Source organism: Bacillus sp. FJAT-49736, from assembly GCF_018343615.1.
Taxonomy (GTDB): domain Bacteria; phylum Bacillota; class Bacilli; order Bacillales; family Bacillaceae_C; genus Margalitia.
The window spans coordinates 42,892-56,015 of record NZ_JAGYPI010000006.1 but is presented as its reverse complement, the minus strand read 5'-3'; the positions used below and the strand labels follow the sequence as shown (position 1 = coordinate 56,015).

The window sequence follows — 13,124 nt, the reverse complement described above, 5'->3', positions numbered from 1 at the left end:
TAAAAATGGAGGTCGCGCATAACAATAAGTATGAAATCATGGAAGATGAGCAATTGATCGAATCTGTACATAATGGAGATAGTGAAGCGTTAGATTATCTCATTCATAAGTATCGAAATTTTGTCAGGGCTAAAGCACGTTCTTATTTTTTAATAGGTGCAGATAAAGAAGACATTATTCAAGAAGGCATGATTGGCCTTTATAAGGCGATTCGCGACTATAAAGAGGACAAGCTTACCTCCTTTAAGGCATTTGCTGAGCTTTGTATTACCCGCCAAATTATAACTGCTATCAAAACAGCCACCCGGCAGAAGCATATTCCGCTTAACTCATATGTTTCTCTTGATAAACCAATTTATGACGAAGAATCAGATCGCACACTAATGGATGTTATTACTGGTGCAAAAATGTTGAATCCTGAAGAACTACTTATTAATCGGGAAAAATATGACAATATAGAAGGTAAAATATCCGAACTTTTAAGTGATTTAGAGAGAAAGGTATTGGCATTGTATCTTGACGGTCAGTCCTACCAGGAAATTTCAGAGGAATTAAATCGCCACGTGAAATCTATTGATAATGCATTGCAGCGGGTTAAGAGAAAACTAGAGCGCTATCTAGAGGTACGTGAATTTAGCTTGTAACACAATCCTTATATTGACAAATGGAGATTTTACATGTTAATTTCTTAAAAAGAATGATATATTTATTATATACTTTTCGTAATTCTTTTAATTTTGATAGAAAATAGGATTTATATAGATTGCAGGTGTTATCATGCAAGGAAAAATCGTGTTAGCTTGTGAAAAATGCGGAACCCGTAATTACACAACTAGCCACAAATCACAAGTGGAAAGACTAGAACTTAAGAAGTTTTGCAAGCAATGCAATGCCCATACAACTCATCGTGAAACAAAGTAGCAATTCCTTATATTTGTTTTTTTTGGAGGTACGAAGGATGTCAATTGGAAAGTTTTTTAGTAATGTTGCTTCTGAAATGAGAAAGGTTAGCTGGCCTAAGCGCAAGGAGCTAACAAACTATACGTTAACAGTAATTGGCACAGTAGTTTTTTTAACTGTATTTTTTGTTATCGTAGATTATGGAATATCTAATCTTGTAAAATGGATTCTTAGTTTTTAAATCAATAGAAAAAATAAAAGTTTATCTTGAATAACTTACCATCTTCCATGGTATAATGGAAAATAATCATTGTTTGATCCTTTTAGCCCGTTTAACGGGTTTTTTCATTTGGATTAGAAATTTGCTAGCCGATGGCTGCTTGAACTTGACGCCGCTTGCACTAGACAAAGAATAGTATTTTGCTGTAACAAAACAGTTAATTATATTAGGGAGGGACGGACAAAGGTCCTACGTTAATGGAAAAGAATTGGTATGTTGTTCATACGTATTCAGGTTATGAAAATAAAGTAAAAGCAAATTTAGAAAAACGTGTTGAATCAATGGGAATGCAAGATAAGATTTTCAGGGTAGTTGTTCCAGAAGAAGAAGAAACAGATATGAAAAATGGGAAGAAAAAAGTTGTAAAAAGAAAAGTTTTCCCTGGATATGTGCTAGTGGAGCTTATTATGACTGATGATTCCTGGTATGTGGTTCGCAACACTCCAGGAGTTACAGGGTTTGTTGGTTCCGCAGGTTCCGGATCGAAACCAACTCCACTCTTACCAGAAGAAGTGAATGTTATCTTGAAACATATGGGTATGGAAGAAAAACGTGTAGATGTTAATTTTGAAATTGGTGAAACTGTTACTGTGAAAGAAGGACCATTTGCGAATTTTACTGGTAAAATCGAAGATATTGACCGCGACAAGGGTCGTGTTAAGGTGAGTGTCAATATGTTTGGACGTGAAACACCGGTGGATCTTGTTTTTACACAAATTGATAAAATATGAACCTAAACAACTTGAAATATTTTTTTAGAAATGGTAATATTCTTTAGGTCAGTATTTATTCTCAACGAGAAAACTGAACAAATATATATCTTTAATAAAATAAAGATTTCATAAGATGAGTGGGAGGGGCTACCCCTATTACCACATCACGGACTTAAGGAGGTGTGTCTCGTGGCTAAAAAAGTAATCAAAATTGTAAAACTACAAATCCCTGCTGGAAAAGCGAACCCAGCTCCACCAGTCGGTCCTGCACTAGGTCAAGCCGGTGTAAATATCATGGGATTCTGTAAGGAATTTAACGCTCGTACAGCAGATCAAGCTGGCTTAATTATCCCTGTAGAGATTACGGTATTTGAAGACCGTTCATTTACATTCATTACAAAAACCCCACCTGCTGCGGTTTTACTTAAAAAAGCAGCTGGTATCGAGTCAGGTTCAGGTGAGCCTAATCGTAAAAAGGTTGCAACTGTTAAGCGTGACAAGGTACGTGAAATCGCTGAAACTAAAATGCCTGACTTAAATGCGGCTAGTGTTGAATCAGCAATGCGTATGGTTGAAGGTACTGCACGCAGCATGGGTATCACAATCGAAGATTAATCCATGTGAAACAATTGGTTTTTTTGTCCGACGGGGTTGCGATGCGCAAAATTTTTCGCTCGCAACCTTTATTCGTGGGAGGTTATTCCGTTAAAACCACATTCGAGGAGGAAAAATAGAATGGCTAAAAAAGGTAAAAAGTATGTTGAAGCTTTTAAACTAGTTGACCGTTCAAAGTTTTATGCAGTAAATGAAGCGGTTGAACTTGTGAAAAAGTCAAGTTATACAAAGTTTGATGCAACAGTTGAAGTTGCTTTCCGTCTTGGAGTTGATCCTAAGAAAGCGGACCAACAAATTCGTGGTGCTGTCGTACTTCCAAATGGTACAGGTAAAACTCAACGCGTATTAGTATTCGCGAAGGGTGAAAAAGCGAAAGAAGCGGAAGCAGCAGGTGCTGATTATGTTGGCGATGCTGACTATATCAACAAAATCAACCAAGGTTGGTTTGAGTTTGATGTAATCGTTGCTACACCAGATATGATGGGCGAAGTTGGTAAATTAGGTCGTGTGCTTGGACCTAAAGGTTTAATGCCAAACCCTAAAACTGGTACAGTTACATTTGACGTGACGAAAGCAATCAACGAAATTAAAGCTGGTAAGGTTGAATACCGTTTAGATAGAGCCGGTATTATCCATGTTCCTGTAGGAAAGGTTTCTTTTGATACAGATAAGTTGGCTGAAAACTTTGCAACAATCTTTGAAACGTTAGTAAAAGCTAAGCCAGCTGCTGCAAAAGGTACTTATATGAAGAGTGTTTCTATTACTTCAACTATGGGACCTGGCGTAAAAGTTGACCCTTCTTCTTTTAACGTAAAATAATATTGACTTACTTCCAAATGTCTGTTAATATTTAATACGTTGTTAAATAGAATAACATTTGTACCAAAGACAGCAGGTGCTCATTAGTAGCTTAATTTCCTGCCGAGGTAATGCGATATATTTATATAGTCTTTTAATGGCTATATGCATAAAACCTCCATGTCTTAATAGATCTGGGGGTTTTATTTTGCGGTATAAATGTGTTCATCTAGTAAATCTATAGGAGGTGTAAAGATGAGCAACGCAATCGAACAAAAGAAAGTAGTTGTACAAGAGATTGCTGAAAAATTCAAAGCTAGTGTTTCTACGGTTGTTGTAGATTACCGTGGTTTAAATGTTGCAGAAGTAACAGAACTTCGTAAACAACTACGGGAAGCTGGCATTGAATTTAAAGTTTACAAAAACTCACTATCTCGTCGTGCTGCAGAAGCAGCAGAAATCACAGGTCTTAACGAAGCATTAGTAGGTCCGAACGCGATCGCATTCAGTACTGAAGATGTTGTAGCTCCAGCGAAGATTTTAAATGATTTCGCGAAAAAACACGAAGCTCTTGAAATCAAAGCAGGTGTTATCGAAGGAAACACTGCAACAGTTGAGGAAATTAAAGCTCTTGCTGAACTTCCGTCTCGCGAAGGCTTACTTTCTATGTTGCTTAGCGTACTTCAAGCTCCAATCCGCAACTTTGCTCTTGCTACTAAGGCAGTTGCTGATCAAAAGGAAGAACAAGGCGCTTAATATAGCGAAAGCTAGAACTGAATTATATTATTTAAACTATAATGAAACTTATTAGGAGGATATAAAAATGACTAAAGAACAAATCATTGAAGCTGTCAAAGGTATGACAGTTCTTGAATTAAATGATCTTGTAAAAGCTATTGAAGAAGAATTTGGTGTAACAGCTGCTGCTCCTGTTGCGGTTGTTGGTGGAGCTGCTGCTGGTGGCGCTGCTGAAGAAAAAACTGAATTTGATGTAATTCTTGCTAATGCAGGAGATCAAAAAATCAAAGTTATTAAAGTTGTTCGTGAACTTACAGGTCTTGGCCTTAAAGAAGCGAAAGAAGTTGTTGATAACGCTCCGAAAGCTCTTAAAGAAGGCGTATCTAAAGAAGAAGCTGAAGAAATCAAAGCTAAACTTGATGAAGTTGGAGCTAGCGTTGAAGTTAAGTAATCATCTAGACCTGAAAAAGCTCGCTGTTTAAAGCGGGCTTTTTTTGTCTATTCTTTAAAAGAATAGGGAAAGGATGTGTGTAGGTGACCGAACATTACTATTCCAAAAATCCTAAAATTGAAAGTAAGCCGGTATACTGGAATTACACGCTTATGGGTAAGTCCTTTCAATTTAAAACAGACCAAGGGGTTTTCTCTAAGAGTGAGGTTGATTTTGGTTCAAGGTTATTAATTGAGAGCTTTGAACTCCCGAAGGTGGAAGGACCTGTTCTTGATGTTGGGTGTGGTTATGGACCGATCGGGTTATCGATTGCAAGTGTGCTGCCTAAGAGCATAGTACATATGGTTGATGTCAATCAAAGAGCTATTGAGCTCGCAAAGGAAAATGCCGCTCTGAATCATATCTCCAATGTGAAAATATACGAAAGTGACCGTTTTGAGAATGTGTCGGATAGAAATTTTTCCGCCATTGTTACAAACCCACCTATTCGTGCGGGAAAAGAAGTTGTTCATGATATACTAACAAGAAGCTTCGAATACCTAAGAACCGATGGTGAGCTTTGGGTGGTTATACAGAAAAAACAAGGTGCTCCTTCGGCTAAGAATAAGTTAGAGGAAATTTTTGGCGAAGTAGAAGTGGTATGTAAGGATAAAGGTTATTATATTTTTAAGGCGGAAAAATGTTGACTTGAATACGGGGCTATGATAATATTATAAAATGCCAATATCATATTTTTCTTAACCTCTCATAAATTCAAAATGTCAAGTATAATTTATGGAAGTTATGGAAAATACTTATAAAATAATAGTTCGTCATGTGAAAATTGCGGTTTTTAATTGAAAAACCCTTTTTCTTTTTGTCTTATGGCAGGGTGGTTGACCTATCATAAGACTTTAATAGATGCCAACCAAAACGCATGATTTGAGGGGTGAATCAGTTGACAGGTCAACTAGTTCAGTATGGACGTCACCGAAAGCGTAGGAGTTTCGCGCGCATTAGTGAAGTTCTAGAATTACCAAATCTTATTGAAATACAAACCGCATCTTATAAGTGGTTTTTGGATGAGGGTTTGAGGGAAATGTTCCAAGACATTTCACCAATTGAAGATTTTGCCGGGAATCTCTCTTTAGAATTTATTGATTACAGTCTCGGTGATCCAAAGTACTCTGTCGATGAATCAAAAGAGCGTGATGTTACATATTCCGCTTCTCTTCGTGTCAAAGTACGTCTAGTCAATAAGGAAACTGGTGAAGTAAAAGATCAAGATGTGTTTATGGGTGACTTCCCGTTAATGACAGAAACTGGGACATTTATTATAAATGGAGCAGAACGTGTTATTGTTTCACAGCTTGTTCGTTCACCAAGCGTGTATTTCAGTGGGAAAATGGACAAAAACGGTAAGCAAGGTTTCACTGCAACAGTAATTCCTAATCGTGGAGCTTGGCTGGAGTATGAAACTGATGCGAAAGATGTTGTGTATGTTCGTATCGATCGTACTAGAAAATTGCCTGTTACCGTTCTTTTGCGTTCACTCGGATTTGGTTCTGATCAAGAAATTATCGACTTATTAGGCGATAATGAGTATTTGCGAAATACGCTTGAAAAGGATAATACCGAAAGCACGGAGAAAGCACTTTTAGAAATCTATGAGCGACTCCGTCCAGGAGAACCTCCAACTGTAGAAAATGCAAAGAGTCTCTTGGTTTCTCGTTTCTTTGATCCTAAACGCTATGATTTAGCGAATGTTGGACGATATAAGATTAACAAAAAACTTCATCTGAAGAATCGCTTATTCGGCCAAAAATTAGCTCAGACCTTAGCTGACCCTGAAACTGGAGAAATTATTGCAGAAGAAGGTACCCTGCTAGATCGTAGAACACTTGATAAAATCCTTCCGAATCTAGAGAATGGCACTGGCTTTAAAGCGTATTCCCAGGTTGGAGGAGTAGTGGAAGAGGATATTGTTCTTCAATCTATTAAGATTTATGCTCCAATAGATGATGGGGAAAAAGTAATCAATGTTATCGGCAATGCGAATGTTGAAGAAGCGGTTAAGAATATAACTCCAGCAGATATAATCGCGTCCATTAGTTACTTCTTTAATTTGCTTCATGGCGTTGGCGATACGGATGATATCGATCATTTAGGAAATAGACGTTTACGTTCAGTAGGAGAATTATTGCAAAATCAATTCCGCATCGGTCTATCACGTATGGAACGTGTAGTACGTGAAAGAATGTCTATTCAAGATATAAATACAATTACACCACAGCAATTAATTAATATCCGTCCGGTTATTGCTGCGATTAAGGAGTTTTTTGGAAGCTCCCAATTATCTCAATTCATGGATCAAACGAATCCTCTTGCAGAGTTAACGCACAAGCGAAGACTTTCAGCATTGGGACCTGGTGGCTTAACTCGTGAACGTGCAGGGATGGAAGTCCGTGACGTACACTATTCGCATTATGGTCGTATGTGTCCGATTGAAACACCTGAAGGTCCGAACATCGGTTTGATTAACTCTTTGTCTACGTTTGCGAAGGTAAATCGATTTGGTTTTATCGAAACGCCTTATCGACGTGTTGATCCGGAGACAGGCAAGTTAACAGATCATATCGATTATTTAACTGCCGATGAAGAGGATAATTATGTAGTTGCCCAAGCGAATGCAAGAGTTTCCGATGATGGTTCTTTTATCGACGAAGAAGTTATTTCTCGTTTTAGAGGGGAAAACACTGCGGTTAAACGTGATCGTGTTGATTACATGGATGTTTCTCCGAAACAGGTAGTTTCAGCCGCGACAGCATGTATTCCGTTCTTGGAAAACGATGACTCCAACCGTGCGCTAATGGGTGCGAACATGCAGCGTCAAGCTGTTCCGCTAATGCAGCCAGAAGCTCCGATTGTTGGTACTGGTATGGAGTATGTTTCTGCTAAGGATTCTGGTGCTGCTGTCATTTGTAAGCATGATGGTATTGTTGAGCATGTTGAGGCACGTTCTATCTGGGTACGTCGTGTGAAAGAGATTGATGGTCAAGAAGTTAAAGGTGATCTGGATAAATATAAGCTACAAAAATTTATTCGTTCTAACCAAGGAACATGCTATAACCAACGTCCAATTGTAAAGATTGGTGACCGTGTTACAAAGGGTGAGGTACTTGGAGACGGACCTTCAATGGAAAAAGCTGAATTAGCATTAGGAAGAAACGTACTAGTTGCCTTCATGACTTGGGACGGTTATAACTACGAAGATGCGATCATCATGAGCGAAAGACTTGTAAAAGATGATGTGTATACATCTATTCATATCGAAGAATATGAATCTGAGGCTCGTGATACGAAGCTTGGACCTGAAGAAATGACGCGTGACATTCCAAACGTTGGGGAAGATGCTCTCCGCAATTTAGATGAACGTGGAATTATTCGAGTTGGGGCGGAAGTAAAAGATGGCGACCTGCTTGTCGGTAAGGTTACCCCAAAAGGTGTAACAGAACTTACTGCAGAGGAACGTCTATTACACGCAATCTTTGGAGAAAAAGCTCGCGAGGTACGTGACACATCTCTACGTGTACCACACGGAGGTGGAGGAATTGTCCTTGATGTTAAAGTCTTCAATCGTGAAGATGGGGATGAATTACCTCCAGGTGTAAATCAACTAGTTCGTGTATATATTGTTCAAAAACGTAAAATTCACCAAGGGGATAAAATGGCGGGCCGCCATGGTAATAAAGGGGTTATCTCTAGAATTCTTCCTGAAGAAGATATGCCGTTCTTACCAGACGGAACACCAGTCGATATTATGTTAAATCCACTGGGCGTACCATCACGTATGAACATCGGGCAGGTGCTTGAGCTTCACCTTGGTATGGCTGCTAGAACATTAGGTATCCATGTTGCTACACCAGTATTTGATGGAGCAACCGAAGAAGATGTTTGGGATACGATTGAAGAAGCTGGAATGGCAAATGATGCTAAAACAGTTCTTTATGACGGTCGAACTGGAGAACCTTTTGATAACCGTGTATCCGTTGGTATTATGTATATGATTAAATTGGCCCACATGGTTGATGATAAGCTTCATGCTCGTTCAACAGGACCATACTCGCTAGTAACACAGCAACCACTTGGCGGTAAAGCGCAATTTGGTGGACAGCGTTTTGGTGAGATGGAGGTATGGGCACTCGAAGCATATGGTGCAGCATATACTCTTCAAGAAATTCTGACAGTTAAATCGGATGACGTGGTGGGACGTGTTAAAACGTACGAAGCCATCGTGAAGGGTGAAAACGTACCTGAACCAGGTGTACCAGAATCGTTTAAAGTACTCATTAAAGAACTACAAAGTTTAGGCTTGGATGTAAAAATTCTATCAAGTGATGACGAAGAAATCGAAATGCGTGATTTAGAGGACGAAGATGATGCTAACCAAGCAGATACTCTAAACATCGCCCCTGAATCAAAAGAAGAAGAAATTGAAATCGTCGCATCAAAAGAGTAAGAAATGGCCAAATAGCTGGAAACCAGAAATCAGCATCCGATAGATGCGAGATTTCTGATTTCTGGCCTTTATTTAAGGGTAGAACCTATAGACTAAAAGGGAGGTAGACCCCTTGATAGATGTAAACAATTTTGAGTATATGAAAATTGGTCTTGCTTCACCAGACAAAATTCGTTCATGGTCTTACGGAGAAGTAAAAAAACCAGAAACTATTAATTACCGTACACTTAAACCTGAAAAAGACGGTTTATTTTGTGAGCGGATTTTTGGCCCTCAAAAGGACTGGGAATGTCATTGTGGTAAATATAAGCGTGTAAGATATAAAGGTGTAGTATGTGATCGTTGTGGTGTTGAAGTAACAAGAGCAAAAGTTCGACGTGAACGTATGGGACATATTGAACTCGCTGCACCTGTTTCGCATATTTGGTACTTTAAAGGAATTCCGAGCAGAATGGGCCTTGTACTTGATATGTCACCGCGTGCTTTGGAAGAAGTAATTTACTTTGCTTCTTATGTAGTGACAGAAACAGGTGATACGGCATTAGAAAAGAAACAGCTTCTTTCCGAAAAGGAATACCGTGCATATCGCGAAAAGTACGGAAATAAATTCCATGCCGCAATGGGTGCAGAAGCGATTAAAAAACTTCTTCAGGACATTGATGTGAATAAAGAAGTGGACCAGTTAAAAGAAGAACTGAAGACTGCACAAGGGCAGCGTCGTACTCGTGCGATTAAGCGTTTGGAAGTTTTAGAAGCGTTCCGTCATTCAGGAAATTCACCAGACTGGATGATTCTAGATGTTCTTCCAGTCATTCCTCCAGAACTCAGACCAATGGTTCAGCTTGAGGGTGGCCGTTTTGCTACATCTGATTTAAATGATTTATATCGTCGAGTGATCAATCGTAACAATCGTCTTAAACGTTTATTGGATCTTGGTGCCCCTAGCATCATCGTTCAAAATGAAAAACGGATGCTTCAAGAGGCGGTAGATGCACTTATAGATAATGGACGCCGTGGTAGGCCGGTAACTGGACCAGGAAATCGTCCGCTTAAATCACTTTCTCATATGTTGAAAGGAAAGCAAGGTCGATTCCGTCAAAATCTACTTGGAAAACGTGTAGATTATTCCGGTCGTTCCGTTATTGTCGTTGGTCCAAATCTAAAAATGTATCAATGTGGACTTCCAAAGGAAATGGCTATTGAGTTATTCAAGCCATTTGTTATGAAAGAACTTGTTGAAAAAGGATTAGCACATAATATTAAAAGTGCAAAAAGAAAAATTGAAAGACTTTCCCCTGAAGTTTGGGATGTATTAGAAGAAGTTATTAAGGAACATCCAGTTCTTCTAAACCGTGCCCCAACTTTGCATAGATTAGGTATTCAAGCATTTGAGCCTACTTTGGTGGAAGGTAGAGCCATTCGTCTTCACCCTCTAGTATGTACGGCATATAACGCCGACTTCGACGGGGATCAAATGGCCGTTCACGTTCCGTTATCTGCGGAAGCTCAAGCGGAAGCGCGTTTGTTAATGTTGGCTGCACAAAACATTTTAAATCCAAAGGATGGTAAACCGGTTGTTACTCCATCTCAGGATATGGTTTTGGGTAATTATTATCTAACATTAGAACGTGAAGATGCAGTAGGAGAAGGTACTATCTTTAATGATATTAATGAAGCTCTTCTTGCATACCAAAATGGTTATGTTCATCTTCATACAAGAATTGCAGTCCATGCCGGAACGGTTAATAACCAGACCTTTACAGAAGAACAGCGTAAAAAACTGCTAATTACAACGGTTGGTAAATTGATTTTTAATGAAATTCTGCCGGAATCATTCCCGTATATTAATGAACCAACAAAAACCAATTTGGAAGAAAAAACTCCAGAAAAATATTTTGTTGATACGAATGTTGACGTCAAAGAATTTATTAAAAATCAACCGATTATAAAACCATTTATTAAAAAATTCTTAGGGAATATTATTGCTGAGGTATTTAAAAGATTCCAAATTACCGAAACATCCAAAATGCTTGACCGCATGAAGGATCTAGGCTTTAAGTATTCAACTAAGGCAGGTATTACTGTCGGTGTAGCTGATATCGTTGTATTGGGTGAAAAGGAACATATTCTTGCGGAAGCACAGGCTAAAGTAGATAACGTAATGAAACAATTTAGAAGAGGTTTGATTACGGAAGATGAACGATATGATCGTGTTATCTCTATCTGGTCTGCTGCGAAGGACACAATTCAAGGGAAACTAATGGAATCATTAGATCCGCGCAACCCGATATTCATGATGAGTGATTCTGGTGCCCGTGGTAATGCATCTAACTTTACACAGCTTGCTGGTATGCGCGGTTTGATGGCGAACCCGGCTGGTAGAATCATTGAGTTGCCGATTAAGTCATCTTTCCGTGAAGGGTTAACAGTGTTGGAATACTTTATCTCCACGCACGGTGCACGGAAAGGTCTTGCTGATACAGCCTTGAAGACCGCCGATTCTGGATACTTAACACGTCGATTAGTAGACGTTGCGCAAGATGTCATAGTTCGTGAAGACGACTGTGGCACTGATCGCGGACTACTTGTTGGTGCTTTAAGAGAAGGAACAGAGGTAATTGAAAGCTTAGAAGAGCGTTTAATCGGAAGATACGCTAGAAAAGCGATAAAGCATCCTGAAACCAGTGAAGTATTAGTACCTGAAAATGGTCTAATTACCGAAGATCTGGCTAAGGAGATTGTTAATACAGGTATTGAAAGTGTATGGATTCGTTCTGCCTTTACATGTAATACTCGCCATGGCGTATGTAAAAAATGTTATGGTCGAAATCTAGCTACTGGCCAGGAAGTTGAGGTTGGTGAAGCAGTTGGTATCATCGCCGCTCAATCAATTGGTGAGCCAGGTACACAGTTAACAATGCGTACATTCCACACCGGTGGGGTTGCGGGTGACGATATCACACAAGGTTTACCGCGTATTCAAGAGCTATTCGAAGCGCGTAATCCAAAAGGGGTATCAACTATTTCTGAAATTGATGGTGTTGTTGTTGCTATTAATGAAGGTAGAGACCGTCAACACGAAATCTCTGTTCAGGGAGACGTTGAAACAAAAACATATAGTGCTCCTTATACATCACGTTTAAAAGTTGCGGTTAATTCAAGAGTTGAACGTGGTCAGGAATTAACAGAGGGCTCTATAGATCCAAAAGAATTGTTGAAAGTACGCGATGTAAATTCTGTACAAGAATATTTACTGCGTGAAGTACAAAAGGTTTATCGTATGCAAGGTGTGGAAATTGGCGATAAGCATATTGAGGTTATGGTAAGACAAATGCTTCGAAAAATACGAGTTGTGGACGCAGGTGATACCGACGTATTACCAGGCTCATTACTCGATATTCATCAATTTACAGATGCTAATGAACAAGCGTTAATTGAAGGAAAAATGCCTGCTACAGGTAGACCTGTATTATTGGGTATCACGAAAGCTTCCCTTGAAACAGATTCCTTCTTATCTGCAGCATCTTTCCAAGAAACAACTCGTGTGTTAACCGATGCAGCAATCAAAGGTAAACGTGATGAGTTACTTGGATTAAAAGAAAATGTTATTATCGGTAAGTTAGTCCCAGCCGGAACTGGCATGCAGCGTTATCGGAAAGCAACTCCACAAATTGTGGAAGACGAAGAAAGCGTGTTAGTAGAGCAGTAAAAATGGTTGCCGGCCGATAAAGGCCGGCAATTTCTCTTTAAGAAAGTAATAATTTTTATTGACATTAAAAAATGAAAATGATACTATATTCAAGGTGCTCCTATCAATCATTACCTGATGCTTTGGAGGATATGAATATGTCTTATGAAAAAGTATTGCAGGCGAAAAGTATAATTATAGGAACAAAGCAAGCAGTGAAAGCACTAAAATCCCACAAAGTGAATGAACTTATTGTAGCAACGGATGCGGATCCTTCCGTAACAAAAAAGGTCATTCAAGTTGCTGGTGAACTGAAAATACTTGTAATAGAAGTAGATTCTATGAAAAAGCTTGGTAAAGCATGTGGTATTGATGTGGGTGCGGCAGCTGTTGCAATCAGTTATTAAAAACTGTTTTTGCAGATCGTTGGAACTGCAAGAACT

General features: G+C 39.0%; 12 protein-coding genes and 1 other annotated feature. All 12 genes read left to right on the top strand.

The window, feature by feature from the left end:
• Positions 1-5 precede the first annotated feature (5 nt).
• On the top strand, positions 6-644 hold the full coding sequence (gene sigH, locus KHA87_RS20960) for an RNA polymerase sporulation sigma factor SigH (protein WP_213096102.1): 639 nt from the start codon (positions 6-8) through the stop codon (positions 642-644).
• A gap of 133 nt (positions 645-777) precedes the next feature.
• Positions 778-921, top strand: a complete 144-nt coding sequence (gene rpmG, locus KHA87_RS20955; RefSeq protein ID WP_213096081.1) for a 50S ribosomal protein L33 — start codon at positions 778-780, stop codon at positions 919-921.
• Between the two features lie 37 nt (positions 922-958).
• On the top strand, positions 959-1,141 hold the full coding sequence (gene secE, locus KHA87_RS20950; protein ID WP_213096080.1) for a preprotein translocase subunit SecE: 183 nt from the start codon (positions 959-961) through the stop codon (positions 1,139-1,141).
• Between the two features lie 236 nt (positions 1,142-1,377).
• Positions 1,378-1,911: a transcription termination/antitermination protein NusG gene (nusG, locus tag KHA87_RS20945; RefSeq protein WP_213096079.1), complete on the top strand. Its 534-nt coding sequence runs from the start codon at positions 1,378-1,380 to the stop codon at positions 1,909-1,911.
• Between the two features lie 171 nt (positions 1,912-2,082).
• A complete protein-coding gene (gene rplK, locus KHA87_RS20940) occupies positions 2,083-2,508 on the top strand; it encodes a 50S ribosomal protein L11 (protein ID WP_213096078.1) in 426 nt (141 codons plus the stop codon).
• Positions 2,509-2,628: 120 nt separating this feature from the next.
• A complete protein-coding gene (gene rplA / locus KHA87_RS20935; RefSeq protein ID WP_213096077.1) occupies positions 2,629-3,327 on the top strand; it encodes a 50S ribosomal protein L1 in 699 nt (232 codons plus the stop codon).
• A gap of 45 nt (positions 3,328-3,372) precedes the next feature.
• Positions 3,373-3,522: a sequence feature (ribosomal protein L10 leader region), on the top strand.
• Between the two features lie 39 nt (positions 3,523-3,561).
• Positions 3,562-4,062, top strand: a complete 501-nt coding sequence (gene rplJ, locus KHA87_RS20930) for a 50S ribosomal protein L10 (protein WP_213096076.1) — start codon at positions 3,562-3,564, stop codon at positions 4,060-4,062.
• Between the two features lie 67 nt (positions 4,063-4,129).
• Positions 4,130-4,495, top strand: coding sequence for a 50S ribosomal protein L7/L12 (rplL, locus tag KHA87_RS20925; protein ID WP_249310703.1), 366 nt, complete (start codon positions 4,130-4,132; stop codon positions 4,493-4,495).
• Positions 4,496-4,578: 83 nt separating this feature from the next.
• Entirely contained in the window at positions 4,579-5,181 is a 603-nt protein-coding gene (locus tag KHA87_RS20920) for a class I SAM-dependent methyltransferase (protein WP_213096075.1), read from the top strand.
• 251 nt (positions 5,182-5,432) lie between these two features.
• Positions 5,433-8,993, top strand: coding sequence for a DNA-directed RNA polymerase subunit beta (gene rpoB / locus KHA87_RS20915; RefSeq protein ID WP_213096074.1), 3,561 nt, complete (start codon positions 5,433-5,435; stop codon positions 8,991-8,993).
• 112 nt (positions 8,994-9,105) lie between these two features.
• Positions 9,106-12,702, top strand: coding sequence for a DNA-directed RNA polymerase subunit beta' (gene rpoC / locus KHA87_RS20910; RefSeq protein ID WP_213096073.1), 3,597 nt, complete (start codon positions 9,106-9,108; stop codon positions 12,700-12,702).
• 137 nt (positions 12,703-12,839) lie between these two features.
• Positions 12,840-13,088, top strand: coding sequence for a 50S ribosomal protein L7ae-like protein (locus tag KHA87_RS20905; protein WP_213096072.1), 249 nt, complete (start codon positions 12,840-12,842; stop codon positions 13,086-13,088).
• Positions 13,089-13,124 lie beyond the last annotated feature (36 nt).